The sequence below is a fragment of the Herbaspirillum sp. alder98 genome, assembly GCF_020179755.1.
In the GTDB taxonomy this organism is placed as follows: domain Bacteria; phylum Pseudomonadota; class Gammaproteobacteria; order Burkholderiales; family Burkholderiaceae_D; genus Herbaspirillum.
In genome coordinates this window covers 124,244-141,257 of the sequence record NZ_JAIUCY010000001.1, presented here as the reverse complement: position 1 = coordinate 141,257, position 17,014 = coordinate 124,244, and the positions used below count along the sequence as shown (strand labels likewise).

At 58.2% G+C, this 17,014-nt stretch carries 16 protein-coding genes and 1 tRNA gene; 12 read left to right on the top strand and 5 right to left on the bottom strand.

All coding sequences use genetic code 11. From position 1 onward, the window contains the following. Window positions 1-5 precede the first annotated feature (5 nt). A complete protein-coding gene (locus tag LBW87_RS00680) occupies window positions 6-1,007 on the top strand; it encodes an LLM class flavin-dependent oxidoreductase (RefSeq protein ID WP_225199516.1) in 1,002 nt (333 codons plus the stop codon). On the opposite strand, the gene LBW87_RS00675 is transcribed toward LBW87_RS00680, so the two are convergent. Next, complete coding sequence (locus LBW87_RS00675; protein ID WP_225199515.1) at window positions 971-2,989, bottom strand: acyltransferase family protein; 2,019 nt, start codon at window positions 2,987-2,989, stop codon at window positions 971-973. The genes LBW87_RS00680 and LBW87_RS00675 overlap by 37 nt on opposite strands. A 462-nt stretch (window positions 2,990-3,451) precedes the next feature. Further along, complete coding sequence (locus tag LBW87_RS00670) at window positions 3,452-4,600, bottom strand: glycerate kinase (protein ID WP_225199514.1); 1,149 nt, start codon at window positions 4,598-4,600, stop codon at window positions 3,452-3,454. A gap of 226 nt (window positions 4,601-4,826) precedes the next feature. Here LBW87_RS00670 and LBW87_RS00665 point away from each other — a divergent pair, with 226 nt between their 5' ends. The 5 genes from LBW87_RS00665 (at window position 4,827) to LBW87_RS00645 (ending at window position 9,251) form a co-directional block, all read left to right on the top strand. After that, window positions 4,827-5,078 carry a hypothetical protein gene (locus LBW87_RS00665; protein ID WP_225199513.1) on the top strand — a complete coding sequence of 84 codons (252 nt, stop codon included), beginning with the start codon at window positions 4,827-4,829 and terminating at the stop codon, window positions 5,076-5,078. 218 nt (window positions 5,079-5,296) lie between these two features. Then, on the top strand, window positions 5,297-6,076 hold the full coding sequence (locus LBW87_RS00660) for a hypothetical protein (protein ID WP_225199512.1): 780 nt from the start codon (window positions 5,297-5,299) through the stop codon (window positions 6,074-6,076). A gap of 191 nt (window positions 6,077-6,267) precedes the next feature. Further along, window positions 6,268-6,537, top strand: a complete 270-nt coding sequence (locus LBW87_RS00655) for a hypothetical protein (protein ID WP_225199511.1) — start codon at window positions 6,268-6,270, stop codon at window positions 6,535-6,537. A gap of 297 nt (window positions 6,538-6,834) precedes the next feature. Continuing rightward, window positions 6,835-8,970 carry a leukocidin family pore-forming toxin gene (locus tag LBW87_RS00650; protein ID WP_225199510.1) on the top strand — a complete coding sequence of 712 codons (2,136 nt, stop codon included), beginning with the start codon at window positions 6,835-6,837 and terminating at the stop codon, window positions 8,968-8,970. A gap of 204 nt (window positions 8,971-9,174) precedes the next feature. Continuing rightward, a tRNA-Pro gene (locus tag LBW87_RS00645) sits at window positions 9,175-9,251 on the top strand. Window positions 9,252-9,649: 398 nt separating this feature from the next. Here LBW87_RS00645 and LBW87_RS00640 read toward each other — a convergent pair. Together LBW87_RS00640 and LBW87_RS00635 are read right to left on the bottom strand one after the other, a co-directional pair. Beyond that, window positions 9,650-9,793, bottom strand: a complete 144-nt coding sequence (locus LBW87_RS00640; RefSeq protein WP_225199509.1) for a hypothetical protein — start codon at window positions 9,791-9,793, stop codon at window positions 9,650-9,652. A gap of 274 nt (window positions 9,794-10,067) precedes the next feature. Next, window positions 10,068-10,616: a thermonuclease family protein gene (locus LBW87_RS00635; RefSeq protein ID WP_225199508.1), complete on the bottom strand. Its 549-nt coding sequence runs from the start codon at window positions 10,614-10,616 to the stop codon at window positions 10,068-10,070. Between the two features lie 503 nt (window positions 10,617-11,119). On the opposite strand from LBW87_RS00635, the gene LBW87_RS00630 reads away from it, so the two are divergent. Continuing rightward, window positions 11,120-11,347 carry a hypothetical protein gene (locus LBW87_RS00630; protein ID WP_225199507.1) on the top strand — a complete coding sequence of 76 codons (228 nt, stop codon included), beginning with the start codon at window positions 11,120-11,122 and terminating at the stop codon, window positions 11,345-11,347. A 96-nt stretch (window positions 11,348-11,443) separates the two neighbouring features. On the opposite strand, the gene LBW87_RS00625 is transcribed toward LBW87_RS00630, so the two are convergent. Then, window positions 11,444-11,731 carry a hypothetical protein gene (locus LBW87_RS00625; protein WP_225199506.1) on the bottom strand — a complete coding sequence of 96 codons (288 nt, stop codon included), beginning with the start codon at window positions 11,729-11,731 and terminating at the stop codon, window positions 11,444-11,446. Window positions 11,732-11,950: 219 nt separating this feature from the next. Between LBW87_RS00625 and LBW87_RS00620 the strand changes: the two genes are divergently transcribed. The 5 genes from LBW87_RS00620 (at window position 11,951) to cheY (ending at window position 17,012) form a co-directional block, all read left to right on the top strand. Beyond that, window positions 11,951-13,621, top strand: coding sequence for a methyl-accepting chemotaxis protein (locus LBW87_RS00620; RefSeq protein WP_225200318.1), 1,671 nt, complete (start codon window positions 11,951-11,953; stop codon window positions 13,619-13,621). 208 nt (window positions 13,622-13,829) lie between these two features. Then, a complete protein-coding gene (locus LBW87_RS00615; RefSeq protein ID WP_225199505.1) occupies window positions 13,830-14,699 on the top strand; it encodes a CheR family methyltransferase in 870 nt (289 codons plus the stop codon). Next, window positions 14,696-15,304, top strand: coding sequence for a chemoreceptor glutamine deamidase CheD (gene cheD, locus LBW87_RS00610; protein WP_225199504.1), 609 nt, complete (start codon window positions 14,696-14,698; stop codon window positions 15,302-15,304). Before LBW87_RS00615 ends, cheD begins: the two co-directional genes overlap by 4 nt. Before the next feature lie 59 nt (window positions 15,305-15,363). Continuing rightward, window positions 15,364-16,440 carry a protein-glutamate methylesterase/protein-glutamine glutaminase gene (locus tag LBW87_RS00605; protein WP_225199503.1) on the top strand — a complete coding sequence of 359 codons (1,077 nt, stop codon included), beginning with the start codon at window positions 15,364-15,366 and terminating at the stop codon, window positions 16,438-16,440. Between the two features lie 182 nt (window positions 16,441-16,622). Then, window positions 16,623-17,012, top strand: a complete 390-nt coding sequence (cheY, locus tag LBW87_RS00600; RefSeq protein ID WP_225199502.1) for a chemotaxis response regulator CheY — start codon at window positions 16,623-16,625, stop codon at window positions 17,010-17,012. Window positions 17,013-17,014 lie beyond the last annotated feature (2 nt).

Sequence of the window (17,014 nt, the reverse complement as noted above, 5' to 3'; positions counted from 1 at the left end):
GTCTCATGAAAATCAGCGTACTCGATCAGGCTCCCGTCTCGGAAGGCGCCAGCAGCGCACAGGCGCTGCGCAACGTATTGGAACTGGCGCAACTGGCGGACCGGCTCGGCTTTCATCGCTACTGGGTGGCCGAGCATCATGGCAGCCCTTCATTGGCATGCGCCAGCCCGGAGGTGTTGATCGGCCCCATTGCCGCCACCACCCGTCGTCTCAGGGTCGGCAGCGGTGGCGTGATGTTGCCGCATTACAGTCCACTGAAAGTGGCCGAGTCGTTCGGCATGCTGGCAGGCCTGTACCCGGGTCGTATCGATCTTGGCCTGGGGCGCGCACCGGGCAGTGATTCGCTGACGGCATCGGCGCTGCAGCGTGATCGCCGCCAGCGTCCGGCTGACGACTTCTTCGAACAGCTCAACGAACTGCTGGCTTATCAGCTCGATTGCGTACCTGCAGAACACCCGTTTGCACGTCTGGCAGAGCTGCCTGGCCGCCCTGAAACGCCGCAAACCTGGCTGCTCGGCTCATCTTCCCAGAGCGGTATCTGGGCTGCCGAACTGGGGCTGCCTTACATGTTTGCCGACTTCATCCATGCCGCAGGCGCCGCTGTGTGCGACGCCTATCATCGCGATTTCATCGCATCGCCAGAGATGGGGCAGGCCCATAGCGGGGTGGCATTGCAGGTCATCTGCGCCGACACCGATGCGCAAGCGCGGGAGCTCGCCAGCAGTTATGCGATGCGCCTGTGGCACATGCATAGCGGCCGACGGCTGGACAAGGTGCCCTCGGTGCAGACCGCATTACGCTTCTTCGAGCAGCAGCAGATGACCATTGACGCGTTGCCGCCAGGGCGGCGCGCGATCATCGGCAGTCCGGCCACCGTCCGCCAGCAGATCGAAGCGGTGGCCCGGAGTTATCGTGCATCCGAAGTGATGGTGGTGAGCATCATCCACGATCACGCGGCGCGCATGCGCTCTTATGAGTTGCTGGCCGAAGTGTTTGGGTTGAAGTGAGTGACGATGGCGGTTGATGTCTGTGCTGCCTCGGTCTCAAGTATCTTCGGTACCAGCGCCGATCTGGCAATCGAATCGGATGCAATCGCCGCGAGATGCCCGTAATCGTACGTCGTCACATTGTCGATGGAGCCATTCACGATGGTCTGGCATCCTGCCGCGTTGCAGAAGTGGTCGAACAGGCTGACATATTCGGCTTGGGGCGCATTGTGGAAATCTGCCTTGAAACGGTCGTCGATTCCCTTCACCTTCATGTTCAAGCCATAAAAGGTGTGGTCCGGAACATGGCCCCAGAACCGGGTAGCAATCAAGGTCGGCAAGCCGCCTTTTTGCCAGTGGGGAGTGGGGCCGGCGAACAGGACTTTTCGTACGCCCAGCGCCTTTAACGCTTCGGCCATTTTCTGCATGTGTGCGATGTCATGGCCCTGTTCCTGCGCGATCAGGACCACTTCAGGATGATTCGCCCCGATGCTCTGCAGCGCGTGGAAGTTCGAGTGGGTGCAGTAGTTGTCGGCGCTGTCGGCCATGACCAGCATGGGCCTGCATCCGGATGAAGCGATCTGAAGGATCTGCCATGACTGCGGCAGGTTTTTCTTCAGGCCGCTATAGAACTGCTGCGCATGGCTGTCACCCCACAGGAAGATGGCGTGGCTTTTCTGAGCGTCCCGGGTGTGGCAGCTGCTGGAAATCTGTTTCGGCATCTGGGTACTGTTGCCCGACCATTGTTTGGGCACGTCGTAGTAATCGCATTCGATTCTGAAATTGTTAAACCAGTCACTGGTCTTGTAATACGACCATGTCGGATAACGCAGATCAAACTTATCGAGATAGGCCACGGCTGTCGGGTCCATGCGCATCACGAAACCCTTCGAGACATGGCCGGCCAATCCCACCGCCAGGAACAGGCTCGAGGCGAGCGCCGCAAACGAAAAGATCTGTTTGCGCGTGACGGTGGATTTACTGCGAAATGGCGCCTCCACATATTTCCAGGTGAAATACCCAAGAACGAATGCGATCACCGCGAGCGCGCAGAGCTGCCACGCGGTCAGCCCGTTGGCGCTGTCGTAGCGCGCAAAGGCAAACAGCGGTTGATGCCAGAGATAGGCGCTATAGCTGATCAATCCGATCAGGACAGTGGGCCGGTTGCCAAGGATGTAGCGGCCGGTGATGGTTTGCTGCGTGGCCAGAAGGATGATGAGCGCGGCACCCACCGTTGGAACGAGAGCGTAAAAACTGGGGAAGGGCGTATTTTTGTCGAACGCAAAGATGGAATAGACAATGGCCGCCAACCCGACCAGGCTACCGATCTCGGGCACCATTCCTGTGGGTGTCACATAGTTTTTTCGCGACACGTGCATGGCGCACAGGGTGCCGATCAATAACTCCCAGGCGCGCGTGGGTAGCAGGAAGAAATTGGCACCTGCCGCAACCGGCGCCATCTTGTGGGCGGCCCAAAGACTGGCCAGCAGGATGACGGTGAGAATCAGCGGCGTGGCACGGCGGGCGTAACGCCAGCACAGCCAGAGAATCAGCGGAAAGAAGATGTAGAACTGTTCTTCGACCGACAGGCTCCACGTGTGCAGCAGCGGCTTGAGGTCGGAGTCTGAGTCGAAATATCCAGCCGAGCGCCAGAAGAAGATATTGGATGCGAACAGCATCACGGCCACTACATTCTGCGCGAAGCCCTTCATGTCGGGCGGAGATAGCAGAAACCAGGCGAAAGGAAGGCAGGCGAGCATCACCAGCAACAATGCCGGCATGATGCGGCGGGCACGACGCTCATAGAACGAGACGATAGAAAAGGTCCCGGTGTCGAGTTCCTTGATCAGGATGAGCGAAATGAGAAAGCCGCTGATGACAAAGAAGATGTCGACGCCTGTGTAACCGCCGGAAAATGCATCGAACCCCGCATGAAACAGCACGACCGCAACCACTGCAACGGCCCGCAGGCCATCGATTTCTCTTCGGTAATGTATTTTCATTTTTGTTAATTGGAATAATTAATCACGCGCACAGGGTTTGCCAGCGCAACGGACGTGCGTGGATCGGGGGGCGCTGTAAAGGCTTTACTAGCGCAGAGAAAGTGCGTGAAACGAGATCAGCAGATGATGCGCAATCGAAAGGCGACTGCAGGGCGGACAGTTATTGCAATGCAGCAAGGTTGCTTGAAGTAATGTTGCGAATTGCCATTAATCCGGTCGTTCGGCAGGTAATTATTTATTATTAGTAAATGCCGATGACGCGTTTGCTGATTCTAGCACCGCAAATGCCGCGCTGCGTCATAAAACATGAGGCTTCTGGCGATTCGAGCGAGATCGTGATGGGGCGTAACGGGTGTAATTTCCTTTAGGGAAATCATTCATGCACCGTGGCAACGCGCAAAGCCGTTACGTTGAAAAAACGCCCTCGGGAGAGGACGTGTTCCAAGTTGAATAAATCTCGCCTCAGCGGGTATGCCACAACCGCGCAATCTGCTCGGCACTGGCTTGCAATAACTGTGGCGCATCGGCAATGGCGTCTTCCAGCCGGGTAGGGCCGAAGACAATCGAAAAGCAGCCGGCGAAGCTGCCCTGCAAGCGATCCAGCGACTTGCGATCGATGCCGCCTGACAGCAGCGTGGTTTCCACTCCGGCGCGACGCGCGCGCTGGCTGGCGATGAAGGGTGCTTTCCCGTGCAGTGTCTGGGCATCGCTGCGGCCTTCGCCGGTAATCATCCAGTGCGCGCCCGCGAGCGCATCGTCCAGGCCAATATGGTCGGCCACGGTTTCTGCGCCGGACTGGAAATGCCCACCCAGCATCAGCAAAGCATAACCAAGGCCGCCGGCGGCACCTGCGCCCGGCAGGTCTTTCGCATGGCGTCCCAACGCACGCTCCAATACCTCGGCGAAATGACCGAGCGCCGCATCGAGCGTTGCCACCTGCTCCGGCAACACGCCTTTCTGTGGCCCGAATACGGCGGTGGCTCCATGTTCGCCGCAAAGCGGATTGTCGACGTCCGACATCGCCACGAGTTTGACCTTTGCCACCCGCGCGTCAATGGCCGACGCATCAACGCTGGCGACGCGGTGCAATTGCGACGGCAGCGGCGGCACCTCGCAACCTTCGGCGTCGAGCAACCGAGCGCCCAGCGCAACCAGCAGGCCGGCGCCGCCATCGTTGGTGCTGCTGCCGCCCAGCGCCACCAGCACCTGGCTGACGTCGTGTTCCAGCACGGCCAGCAGTGCATCGCCAATACCCAGCGTGCTGCGCTGGTCGACCGTCACTGCCGTGCCATCGGTATCGGTCAGGCCGACGATCGAGGCCGACTCGATCACTGCGCTGCCATTGTCGAGCAGACCGACCGGCGCTTGCATAGGTTGGCCGGCCGCATTGCGGCAACGCACGTCCAGTCGCTGGCCGCCCGCATGCAGCAAGGCATCGAGCGTGCCTTCACCGCCATCGGCAATGGGTTTCAGACGTATCTCGGCATTCGGGATGGCGGCTTGGATGCCGGCGCCGATGGCACTGGCAACCTGTTCGGCGCTCAGCGACCCCTTGAATGAGTCCGGTGCGATGACGACGACGGGGCGGGGCAGGGTGCGGGAGGATGTCATGGGCAATTAATTGGTGGGGCGGTGCTGCCGCCCGATAAAGGTCTCGACGTTGTTGTAATGACTGACCGGCTAGGCGGCGCTGCATGATTATATAAGCCCTGCCAGGAACCATGCCGCGTAACAAATGGTAAGCCTGATGGTGTGTTTTAGGCATGTGCGCCATAGTCGACAGATTGTCGGCTCGTGCGTCGGTGCCAAATCGACCTCGGGCCTGAGGAGCATGATCATGATCCGTAAATTCTCGCGCATCCTGCTGGTGCTGGTACCGGCCTTGGCGCTGGCTGGCTGCGTGGCTGTTCCCTATGATTCTTATTATGGTGGCGCGCCGGTGGCTTATCCGACTTACCCTGCCTATCCCGCTTATGGTGCCTATGGCGCCTATCCGGCGCAACCGGTGTATGTGGCACCTTACTCGTCGTCGTTCTACTTCGGTTACGGCGGCGGCTGGGGTGGGCATCGCGGTCATTGGCGACGCTGATTTACTCAGTTTGGCCGATGGGCAGGGGCCTGGTTCGCCATATCGGGGCGCAAGACGTTAGAATGTTGTGTTGGACATAAACGATGAGGCCTGCAGGCCTCATTTCCATTTCACCTCGAGACCTCTGGCCGGACGCTCCGGCATTGCTGCCGCAAGGTATGAGTTTTTTCAGTTCGTTGATCCAATCCGATTCGGTTTCACGCGCGCGCCGCAGGACGGTGCTCGGCTTGGCACTGTCGGTATTGGTGCACGTGATCCTGTTTTCGGTGTTGCGCGCCAAGCTCGATGTGCCGCCGAAGCTGGAAACGCCGGGCAAGCCGGATGCCCCGTTGCAAGTTACCTTCATCAAGCCGCCAGCGCCACGTCCCGAGCCGCCGCGCGCCGAGCCCAAGCCAGCGGTGCAGCCGAAGAAAGCGGTGACCAAGCCTGCGCCAAAGCGCGCTGCCCCGCCACGTCAGACTGCACGTGCGGCGGCGCCTCCGCAGGCGCCCCCGACGCCCAATTCGATCACCGCGCCGGTCGCCGAGGCCGCGCCGGAGATGGACTTCAGTTCGATGATGAATCGCAACCGTGAGCGCCGCCAGGCGGCGGAGGATGTCGCCGCCAAAGAGAACGCCGCCGCTCGGGCCGCAGAGAACCCCTCGGCCAATGACATCGCGCGCGCCAATATCGCCTTCCAGGAGCGTCGTGGTCGCGGCACCAATGGCGTGTTCGAGATCATCAGCAAAGGCCCGCGTGTGGCTCAGTATTCGTTTAGGGGCTGGACCGATGACCAGCGCCGCAGCCAGCGGCAAACCATCGAGGTCGACGCCGGACCCGGCGGCAATGTCGAGCTGGCCATTGTCGACAGCATGATCGCCCTGATCCGTAAATATTATTCGGGCGACTTCAGTTGGGACTCGCAACGACTGGGCAGGGTAGTGACCTTGTCGGCGCGCCTGACCGATACCCAGGGATTGCAGGCTTTCCTGATGAAGGAATTTTTCAGCGCTCGCTGAGGGACCGGGTTTCATTAGAAAACGGCACGTTGTAGCGATGGCAAGCTTTGGCGTGGATGACGCCAAATTTCCAACGATTCCTTTACTGCTCGTCAACCATTAGCGGTTTTTTGCTGCTGATGAGCGAAATCATTGCGTTAGCGCAATGGGCTTCGTGATAGGATTTATTTTATTTCCAGAAGGAAATCAAAATGGAACTCGAACTGACAGGTGAAGAACTGCGCTGGATGTATAGCGTGTTCAAGGGCGAATTCCGCATCGTGCCGCGGCCAGTGGTCAAGAGCGTCATTTCCAAGGGGCTTGGCATCCCCAATCTTGGTGGTGCATTCAATCTCACGCGTGCCGGCAAAGAAGTATTCCGGCGCACTCCCCAAGGCTTTGCAGAAGCAGTCAACGCAGATGACGAGATGCATATCATCCGTTCCAAAGGGCAGCACCGCAGCAATTGGCGGCTCGGTTGACCTTCTGCTTCCTCCGCAAAAAAATATCTTAATATTTTTCAAATAACGTTTTTCACACGTAATGCGCAATCACGTGCTGCTGGTTTATCGGCGGCAGCGTAGCCGCGTCGGGATGATCACATCTCGTGGATTATCTTTGCCCGACACCGCCAGGTTTGAATGAAAAAATTGCAAAAATAACAACCTTTCCGTAAAAAATGCTGTAAAACAATATTGTTTCTAAAAGAATAATATTGTTGCCAGGGAGGGAAAGGGATCAACACGATCTCCTGCGATTTCATTCAACTGGAGTTTGTAATGAAAAATGTCTTCCTTTCAGCGATCGCTGGCGCCTGTCTCGGGACAATGCTTTACGCGCCCCAAGCAATTGCTAAATCGACACCGATACCGGTGGACGTCAATTCCAACATTCAAAGTTCTGCACTGATTCAGGCGTACGACCAAGGCGACGTGCTGGTTTTCGACTTGTCCAGCGATCTCGCGAAGAAAGCTGCGCTGATGGGTGAGCTGGGCGGAATTGCCGTCACCGACGCCATGCGCGTTTATCTGAAAAAAACCAGGATGGGGCCGGCGTACCTGATTGTTCGCGACAATGTTTCTGCGGGGAAGCTGACGGATGCTCTCGATAAATTCAATGTGACCGACCAGCGCGACCAGCCTTCATTCGTAAAGACGAAGCTAGCGGCGGGGAAGGACCGGAAGGTCGCTGAGAAAAATCCGTCTGTGCCGCTTACCGGCGCCACGGCCACCGTGACCCTGCTCAGGGAAAACATGGCTTGCGCCCTGCCGAAGCACACGCCAGACCCAAAGACCGACTGGGAAAAAGCCCGTATCGATCCTAATTACATGGTTGATTTCGTGTACAAGCAAGAGGACTATTGCGCCGCTGGCGCCAGTGTCGAAATCAACTACAAGATCGACATGACCGGCTCCAAGGCAATCCACAAAACCGATGCCAGCGGGCGCATGATTCGCACGGAAAACGCGAAGTACGTCATTGTTACCGTATCGCCTGCCGAAGGCGGCGGTACGGGTTGGCATCTGAGTGACGAGTTGCGTCAGGAAGCAACGTTCGCCACGCAGATAAGCCCGGCTTTTCCGGGGAAGGCGCGCGGGGATTTTGTCGGGCCTTTTGCCAACAAGTATCGATTCTGGATCAGCCAGGGCAGTGCTTCGCCTGCAGTGAGACTGATTGAAACTTATCCGCATAACGGCAACGCCTCCACCAACATCGGAGAAACCCGCGGCATCACGGCGGGCATCACCGGTACCGTCGGTGCCTCCGCCCTCATCAGTGGCAATGTCGGCGCCAGCATCAATACGGCGAGCCCGCCTGTGGCCACCCTCAGCGGCAATCTCGGCGGCGAGTTTGAAGTGTCGGGGCAACTGCAGGGTAACGTGCTGCAAAACAATGTGCGCAACGTCTCGTTCAGCACCAGTGAATACACGGTCGAAAACAAGAGTTCCTCGAGCGCCGCCAGGTGGACGTGGAATGCGCGAATTGAAGGAGATCGTGTCTGCGACTACCTGCGCAAGAAGGATCTCAATACCTGCTTTGGCACATTGCCCCTGCTGGACGACAGCTGGATCATCGACAAGAATAAATTCTCGGCGATGAGCTACGCCAATTTCACGCCGTCGTTCCAGGCAATCTTCAAGGCTGACAAGGGCACCGTCGGGACCAGCACGTTCACGGTAGGCACCAGCGTGGAAACCGGCACCTTGCTTGGACGCGCGTTACCGGTGTTTTCCTTGCCGACGCTGATTGCGGGTGTATTGCCGAAGCCGACTACGCTGCCGACGTTGCCGACGCTGGAGGGTTTGCCACCGCTGATTCCGCCTGAGGCTCTGGTGTTGCCTATTCCTAATATTCTCAAGTTCACCGCCGAGGTAAAAACCGGCACCATGCCGGTGGTGGAACAGAGTTTCACCGTTGACTGGAGCTCACCTTATTTTTATCCGGAGCAGAACATACGCCTGCAGGCTGGTGGGGTGGACCCCTTTTACCGTGACAACTCCATGTGCCTGACGGCCAATGCCGGGACGGGCTCGGTTACCCTGGAGCGATGCATAGACGGTAGTCGTACCCAGGTGTGGGGTTATGACGCAGAAGAGAAGCAATTCAAGTCGAGGGCAAAGAAGGATACCTGCCTGGCCGCGCCCAACGAAGCGCCAAAGGGAAAAAAGGATTCAACACTGGAAATCGTTGCCTGTAGCAGTGCAAGCACCCAGAAATGGGTGTTGAATGCAGATGGCTTCCTGGTGACCGCAGTTGGCCAACCGCGCAGTATTCAATATTATCCCGAGTTCACCGGTAACAATGGCTGGCATAGCCCGCACACCGGCAAGAATGATGTTTACACCAGGACGGAAAACCTGGGGCAATCGGCCCATCAAATGCCGACGATGATGGCTTTCCCGGCACGCTTGTAGCAAACCGACAAGGCGCGACACCGCTCAAGCGGCGTCGCGCTTTTTTGCATTCAGCCAGTTTCATTGCTTCGGCAGGTCGGCAGCAGTATCGCGGCAACTGTCGACTTGGTCGACCAGCTGTTCGCCGAGGTGAAAAATTATTTAATGTTTTTCAGAAACAGTTGAGCGCAAGGCAATTCATGCTGTTATAATTGCGCGCTCAGTCGGGGCGTAGCGCAGCCTGGTAGCGTACTTGCATGGGGTGCAAGGGGTCGAGTGTTCGAATCACTCCGTCCCGACCATTAGAATCAAGCCTTGCGGCGAAAGCCCTAAGGAAAAAAGCACCGAATCGGAATTTCCGGTTCGGTGCTTTTTTATTTGCGCTTGAAACTTATTCTGATGGTGCCGCGTATGACGGGTCGTCTTGTTCAACGAAAGTGCGAACTACGATTGTCCGAGACGTAAGATGAATTGACCCTTTGCTTTTCTGCCGAGCCGAAGTAGACGCTGCACAAGAGAGCAAGCTGGCGGCTTGTCAGGGCGGGGCGGGCATGTGGTCGTCTCGATCCGGTCGATAAGTCGATGGGTCAGATGACCCTGACAAACATGCCGGCGACGATGGTGGGGATTTCGCAGTGAGCCAGTTGAAACGCAAGTTGGAAGATGGTATCCATTTGATTCTCCAGGTTAAGTTTTCTTGTTATGCGATGCCGGCAAGGGCGCTCATCACCTGCATGAACCATCCGTCGTCACCGGTGCGAAAAGGTCCGTAGTTTTTTGCATGCGCGCCAGCGGAGGACAGCAGGGTAACGGCAGTGATGAAGCAGAAGCAATAGAGTCGCATGGTTGGCTCCCTGGGTTGAAGGTTGAAATGCATCTGGTATGGATGCATCTTGAGCGCCTGCCGTTACGATTGCATTTCAATGCTGGACGCCAATGTTTCAACTGAAACAGTTGGCAAGTAAAAAACGCCTATGTCAGCTTTTTTGCTGGACGGGGGATACTTATGAATCAACCGCTGTCGCCCTGACGAAAGCCAGGGGCCAGTGTCTTTTTCACCTATCAAGACAATTATTCAACGCTATAGGTTTGCTCCCCAGACCTGGACGCGATCCGGCTCAGCAGCCATAGCGTTTCTTCCCATTGATCAACTGGTATCGCCCGCCTTGTGGGCCGACATGGCATGTTGCATCCTGCGTACTCTTGCCCCTATGCCTGAAGTCCCATGGCGCCTGTGCGTGTGGATCGCTCCATAGCCCGGCCTTCGCGCCTCGTGCTGCCTGTTCAAGCGGCGGTAGTGCTGCATCCTTGTTGTAGTTCGGATAGACCCAGGCCATTCCTTTTTGCACCTGGCTACGATTTGCCTCGATGCCACCGCAGCGGACCACTGCAACTGTGCGGCCATATCTATCCTGGTTCTGGACATCGAACTGGGCATCCTTGCCCCAGCAAATATCTGACAGCGACTGTTTTGATCGTTGGCCGAAAGTTTGCGCCTTCTCGGGTGCATCGATGTTGGCCAGGCGGATCTTGACGGGCTTCTTGCCGACCAGCACGGTCATGGTGTCGCCATCTGCGATGCCGATCACTTTGTGTGCTTCAGCAAGTGGGGTTAATAACGCGGTAATGGGCAAGAGCAGGGATGCTACCGAGAAGATGTTACGCATGACTTTGCTTGCCTTCCAACTTGGACGGCATTCTTACTGCACAAATCTCTTTCATTTTTCTTGCTCTGTTTCTTTTTTTGGGGGAGGGGGGGGCTTCGAAGCTCGACGCCGAAAATCGGGTGCGGACTATAACAGAACGGCGAATTTTTTCGCACTGTGTTCGGTAGCGCATGGCGCGCCGGAAGGATGCGAATTATATTGAATTCAAGGTGGCAGTTTCGGGCCCGGGACTCCGCCTTCAATCCGCTCCCCACGGGTTGTGGCCTCTGACCTTATCCCCCCCCCTTTGGTCAGGGGCGCTTTCGTTTGAGTGACGATTTATCAACATCGTTTCGGTGAGAGCCACCCATGTCCGAGACGCATTTGTTGAGTCATCCCGTTACACATTCAAACAAATTCAAGTCGACACCTAGCCGGCCTCAGCCGTTATCTGCTCACCACTAATGAAGTGGCAAGCACTGACGAAAAAAACCATCCGCCAAACAAAAAGCTGGAGAGTCGACATGAAATCCTTATTGTTTTTACCTGCGGCTGCAGTCATGGTCGCAGCACTGAGTGGGTGTGTAGTCACGCCACCCTCGGTTCGTCCCGCCTACGTCGCACCGCCAGGCGTGGTCTACGTGCAGCCTACCTATGTCTCGCCCGGCCCGGGTTACGTCTGGGCCTATCATTCTCATTATGGTTGGGGCTGGCACCATCCGGAATATGGCTGGCATCGCGGCTGGCGTTGATAAAAAGACAGCGGCTGCGGGCCGCTGTCTTTTATTGCAATATCACTTCGGTACGTCGGTGGCGTTCTTCAAGGATGCGCGCAATCCCGCGCGGCGTCAGTGGTCGAACTTGTCCTTGAGCAGGGTCTCGATGGTGGCGATGCGGGTCTCCACCGTGTCGAGCAAGGCCTGCGGCATGCCGCCGCCTTCTCCCAGTTGCGCTGCCAACGAACGGGCAATGCCGATGACGCCATCGGTAAACTGCTTGCCGTCGCGCGACATCACGGCCGTTGCCGTAAACAAGGTCGAAAACAGTATCTGGTCCGCCGTGTTGTTCTCGATGAACTTGTTCAGCAGGTTGTTATGGCTTTGCTTGAGGGCGTCGAATTCTTCCTGGGTGGGCATGGCGGCTCCGGTGGTTCTTGAAAAGCCGGCAAGATAACACGATCAGTCCGTTGAACGAACTGCCAGGCCCCGCTTTATCGGTCATTGTTATAAGTTACGCGTAAGCTAGCGGCTCTAACATCAGGACAATGCGGGGCAGTGCGCCTGCATGCCAATGCACGATAACGCCCGCCAGGAAGCGGGTGCAAACAAGCGGGATATCCGCAGGGAGACATGAACATGGCAGGGTTCGAGACAGCGGCGCCAGGTATTGGCGCGCGGGATGGGGTCAGACGTGCGTTGCCGTGGCTGGCGGCGTTGCTGGCAGGCGGCGCGCTGGCGTTCGGCATCGAGGCGGCCGACACCGCGCACCGGCTGGCAGCGCCCTGGGTCGGCGTGACGGCAGTGCTGGTGGCGCTGTCGTGCCTGGCGTTATTGCGGCGCCGTGATGGCGGCGGGCAGGCGCCCTTCATCGACAAGGTGGGCAACGAGATCGATCACATCATGATCGGCGCAGCCGAGACCTCGTTCTTCGTCGATTCGATCAAGAGCAAGATCCATACTGACGTCGATGCCGCCAATGGCATCGCCGCCAGCGCCGCCCAGAACGCCGCGACCACCGCGCAAATCGCCAGCAACGCAGAACGCGCCTCGGCCATTGCCGCTGAAGTGCGTAGCGAAAGCGTCAGTGGCCGTACCGAGGTGGACCATGGCTTGCGACAGATCGTGCAGGCGCGCAGCGATGCGCAGGCGGCCTCGGGCATGATGGCGCAGCTTCAGGAAAAATCCCGGCGGATTCACGGCATCACCGAGGTGATCAGCGAGATTGCGGCGCGCACCAATCTGCTGGCGCTCAATGCCGCCATTGAGGCAGCACGCGCGGGCGAGCAGGGGCGGGGGTTTGCGGTGGTGGCCGGTGAAGTGCGGCAGCTGGCGCAACGCACCAAGGAAGCCACCGATGATATCGGCGTGATGGTGCGTGCCATCACCGAAGAGGCCGAGCGCGCCGCCAGCGGCATGAATGCCCTGAGCGGGCGGGTGCTGGAGGCGGCGCAGAACGTCGAGCGGGTACATGGACTATTGAATAACATTGAACGCTCGGCCGGCCAGTCGCAGGAGCAGATCGAAGAAATCGCCGTGGCCTCGCGCGAGAACGTGCAGACCACGCAGTACATCGCCGATTCGATTACTTCCATTCGCGATGGCATGCTGCAGACGGATATCGCGCTGCCGCGCGTGGCAGCGTCGGCAATGGCGTTGTCGGAGCGCGCCGAGGTGGTGTTCGAGGCGATTGCCGAGGGCCAGGCGCATACCGCGCATGATGCGGTGCGCGAGGTGGCGTTGCAGGCGGCGCGTGATATCGGGCGCTTGTTCGAAAAGTCGATCGCCGCAGGACAGATCTCGCAGACCGATCTGTTCGATCGCAGCTATAAGCCGATTGCCCATACCTCGCCACAAAAACATACGACACGCTTCGATAACTTTACCGACCAGGTGCTGCCACCGCTGCAGGAGGCGATCCTGGAGCGCATGCCGCAACTGGCGTATGCGGGGGCGGTCGACAATAACGGTTATTTCCCCACCCACAATCGCAAGTTCTCGCAGCCGCTGACAGGCGACTATGCCGTCGACCTGGTAAACAACCGCACCAAGCGCATCTTCAGCGACCGTACCGGCAAACGCTGCGGTGCCAATACCAAACCTTTCCTGTTGCAAACTTATAAACGCGATACCGGCGAAGTCATGCACGATCTGTCAGTGCCGATTCACGTCAATGGCCGCCACTGGGGCGGTTTTCGTATAGGTTACCGTTCGATGCACGCCGAGCCGGCAGCGGCCGCGCCCGTGGTGCAAAGCCAGCCGGCGGCGGTCGTGCCGGGGCGGGCGCCGGCCCGGGTTTCGCGTTCCTGAGCCAGGTCCGGCGCCTACAGGCATCAAAACGCTGCATTGACCTTGCGCAATAGGAGGGTAAAACCGCTTCATTTCAAAGGCTGATTCGCTTGACCCCATCGGGCCGCTGATAGATTATTAGACAAGGGGGAGCCCGTTCGCACCAGCGGCGGGTTGTTAGCCATATGCGGACGTATCACCGATGCGCTCAGCCAGAGAAGGAAATACAGTGAAGCCTACTGTGCAAAGCAAGGGCGAGTCCGGCAAGGAATTCGATTTCACCTCACGTGACTTCGAGCGAGTCAGGGGACTCATCTACGAAAAGGCCGGCATTGCGCTGGCCGACAGCAAGCAGGAAATGGTCTACAGCCGTCTCGCACGCCGCCTGCGTGCGACCGGCATCAATTCATTTCAGCAATATCTCGACACGCTGGAACGTACCCAGGATTCGGAAGAGTGGGAGGCATTCACCAATGCACTCACGACCAACCTGACGTCGTTTTTCCGTGAGTCGCATCATTTCCCGATCCTGGCCGACTTTCTCAAGACGCTTAAGGAGCCGGCCACCATCTGGTGCTCGGCCGCCTCCACCGGCGAGGAACCCTATACCATCGCCATGACCGTGTGCGAGGCCTACGGCTCGTTGACGCCGCCGGTGCAGATCGTGGCCACCGATATCGATACCAATGTGCTGGCCACCGGCGCCAACGGCGTGTATCCGATGGACCGGATCGAAAAGCTTTCGCCCGAACGCACCAAGAAGTTCTTCCTGCGCGGCAAGGGCAGTCATGAGGGGTTCGTGCGGGTGCGCCCGGAGCTGCGCAAGCTGATCACTTTCAAGCAGTTGAACCTGCTGGCCGACGGCTGGCCGATCAGCGGGCAGTTCGACGTGATCTTCTGCCGCAACGTGATGATCTATTTCGACAAGCCGACCCAGAGCAAGATCCTGTCGCGCTTCGTGCCATTGATGAAGCCGCATGCGCTGCTGTTTGCGGGGCATTCCGAGAATTTCCTGTATGTCTCTGAGGCACTCAAACTCAAGGGCAAGACGGTCTATGAGCTCAACGCAGCGCAGCGCGGTGCGAGGGCCAAGCCATGAGCCAACAGGCCCCGGAACAGTTCGCCACCAATCTCTATTACGATCGCACGTTTGACTGCGATGCGGCCAAGATCCTGCCGGGCGAGTATTTTTTCACGCACAAGGACATGATGATCGTCACCGTCCTCGGCTCGTGCGTGTCGGCCTGTATCCGTGACCGGGTCTCGGGCATCGGTGGCATGAACCATTTCATGCTGCCCGATGGCGGCGGCGACGACGGCAGCCCGGTGTCGGCCTCGGCGCGCTATGGCACTTATGCGATGGAAATCCTGATCAATGATGTGCTCAAGGCCGGCGCCCGGCGCGACAACCTGGAAGCCAAGGTGTTTGGCGGCGGTAACGTGTTGCGCGGGTTCTCCGCGATCAACGTCGGCGAGCGCAACGCAGAATTCGTGCGCAAGTATCTCAAGGCCGAGAGCATCAAGGTAGTGGCCGAAGACCTTAATGATATCTATCCGCGCAAGGTTTATTATTTTCCGCGTACCGGCAAGGTGCTGGTCAAGAAACTGAAGCAATTGCATAACAATACATTGGTGGATCGCGAAAAAGCCTACGCCACCAAGCTGGTCACCAAACCGGTCGGCGGTGAGGTCGATCTGTTCTGAGCAAGTCTGGGCCGGCAGAAGGGCGGCGTGGCATGGCAAGCAATATTGAAAGCATGAACATGAAAATAAAAGTACTCATTGTTGACGATTCGGCACTGATCCGCAGTGTCATGCGAGAAATCATCGGTAGCCAACCCGATATGGAAGTGGTGGGCGTAGCGCCCGACCCGATCATCGCGCGCGAGCTGATCAAGCAGACCAATCCCGACGTCCTGACGCTGGATGTCGAAATGCCGCGCATGGACGGCCTGGATTTTCTTGAAAAGCTGATGCGGCTGCGGCCGATGCCGGTGGTGATGGTGTCGTCGCTGACCGAGCGCGGCTCCGAGATCACGCTGCGCGCCCTGGAGCTGGGCGCCATCGATTTCGTGACCAAGCCCAAGATTTCGATCCAGAGCGGCATGCAGGAATACGCCGACATGATCGCCGACAAGATTCGCGCTGCTTCCAAGGCGCGTGTGCGCGCCCGCGCGCCGCGCCAGGCCGAGGCTGCCGCCGGCGGCAGCGAGGTATTGCCGCAGATTCGCAATCCGCTGACCAGTAGTGAAAAGTTGATCATCATTGGCGCTTCCACCGGCGGCACCGAAGCCATCAAGGAATTTCTGATCCGCATGCCTTCCGATTGCCCGGGCATCCTGATTACGCAGCACATGCCCGAGGGATTTACCCGCTCCTTCGCCCAGCGCCTCAACAACCTGTGCAAGATTTCGGTGGTCGAGTCGGCAGGCAACGAGCGGGTACTGCCTGGTCACGCTTATATTGCGCCCGGACATTCGCACCTGAAGCTGGTGCGTAGCGGCGCCAACTACATGACCCAGCTTGACCAGGGGCCGCCGGTCAACCGCCACCGGCCTTCGGTCGATGTGCTGTTCCAGTCGGCTGCCGTGTGCGCCGGCAAGAACGCGGTGGGCGTGATCCTGACCGGGATGGGCAAGGACGGTGCGCAGGGGATGCTCGAGATGCGCACCGCCGGGGCTTATAACTTTGCCCAGGATGAGGCTTCCAGCGTGGTGTTCGGCATGCCGCGCGAAGCCATTGCCGTGGGTGCGGCGCATGAAGTATTGCCGTTGCTGTCGATGCCGGCGCGGGTGCTGGCGTGGCTGGCGGAACACGGAAGCCGTGCGTTGCGGGTCTAATAAAAGCAGGGGCAGGGTAATAGCGCTGCCATTTTCGCAAAGGCTGCACTACAATGCCGGGGCGCGAGAGGCTGATGTTGCCGGTCGCGGCCCGCGCAACCAGACAACGAAAGTTAGCGGTTCAAGTTTAGAGCGCAGCTTGCCGTTAACCAATAGATCATTTGAACAGATGGAGTGCCAGAATGTCCGATCCTAATACCAAATTCCTCGTCGTTGATGACTTTTCGACCATGCGCCGGATCGTGCGCAACCTGCTCAAGGAATTGGGTTTCACCAACGTCGACGAGGCCGAGGATGGCGTCCAGGCGCTGCAGAAGCTGCGCTCCGACCAGTTCGACTTCGTCGTCTCGGATTGGAATATGCCTAACATGGACGGCCTGACCATGTTGCAGGAAATCCGCAAGGATCCGGCCCTGTCCAAGCTGCCGGTGCTGATGGTGACCGCCGAAGCCAAGAAGGAAAACATCGTGGCCGCGGCCCAGGCTGGCGCCAATGGCTATGTGGTCAAGCCATTTACTGCCGCTACGCTGGACGAAAAGCTGAAAAAGATCTTCGAAAAGATGGGCGGCTGACG

What these genes read in the sequence shown, in the direction of transcription:
- LBW87_RS00675 (WP_225199515.1), bottom strand. Translation starts at nt 2,989, where the DNA reads ATGAAAATACATTACCGAAGAGAAATCGATGGCCTGCGGGCCGTTGCA.
- LBW87_RS00650 (WP_225199510.1), top strand. Translation starts at nt 6,835, where the DNA reads ATGAAAAATGTCTTCCTTTCAGCGATCGCTGGCGCCTGTCTCGGGACA.
- LBW87_RS00630 (WP_225199507.1), top strand. Translation starts at nt 11,120, where the DNA reads ATGAAATCCTTATTGTTTTTACCTGCGGCTGCAGTCATGGTCGCAGCA.
- LBW87_RS00655 (WP_225199511.1), top strand. Translation starts at nt 6,268, where the DNA reads ATGGAACTCGAACTGACAGGTGAAGAACTGCGCTGGATGTATAGCGTG.
- cheD (WP_225199504.1), top strand. Translation starts at nt 14,696, where the DNA reads ATGAGCCAACAGGCCCCGGAACAGTTCGCCACCAATCTCTATTACGAT.
- LBW87_RS00665 (WP_225199513.1), top strand. Translation starts at nt 4,827, where the DNA reads ATGATCCGTAAATTCTCGCGCATCCTGCTGGTGCTGGTACCGGCCTTG.
- LBW87_RS00680 (WP_225199516.1), top strand. Translation starts at nt 6, where the DNA reads ATGAAAATCAGCGTACTCGATCAGGCTCCCGTCTCGGAAGGCGCCAGC.
- LBW87_RS00605 (WP_225199503.1), top strand. Translation starts at nt 15,364, where the DNA reads ATGAAAATAAAAGTACTCATTGTTGACGATTCGGCACTGATCCGCAGT.
- LBW87_RS00625 (WP_225199506.1), bottom strand. Translation starts at nt 11,731, where the DNA reads ATGCCCACCCAGGAAGAATTCGACGCCCTCAAGCAAAGCCATAACAAC.
- LBW87_RS00635 (WP_225199508.1), bottom strand. Translation starts at nt 10,616, where the DNA reads ATGCGTAACATCTTCTCGGTAGCATCCCTGCTCTTGCCCATTACCGCG.
- cheY (WP_225199502.1), top strand. Translation starts at nt 16,623, where the DNA reads ATGTCCGATCCTAATACCAAATTCCTCGTCGTTGATGACTTTTCGACC.
- LBW87_RS00620 (WP_225200318.1), top strand. Translation starts at nt 11,951, where the DNA reads ATGGCAGGGTTCGAGACAGCGGCGCCAGGTATTGGCGCGCGGGATGGG.
- LBW87_RS00670 (WP_225199514.1), bottom strand. Translation starts at nt 4,600, where the DNA reads ATGACATCCTCCCGCACCCTGCCCCGCCCCGTCGTCGTCATCGCACCG.
- LBW87_RS00640 (WP_225199509.1), bottom strand. Translation starts at nt 9,793, where the DNA reads ATGCGACTCTATTGCTTCTGCTTCATCACTGCCGTTACCCTGCTGTCC.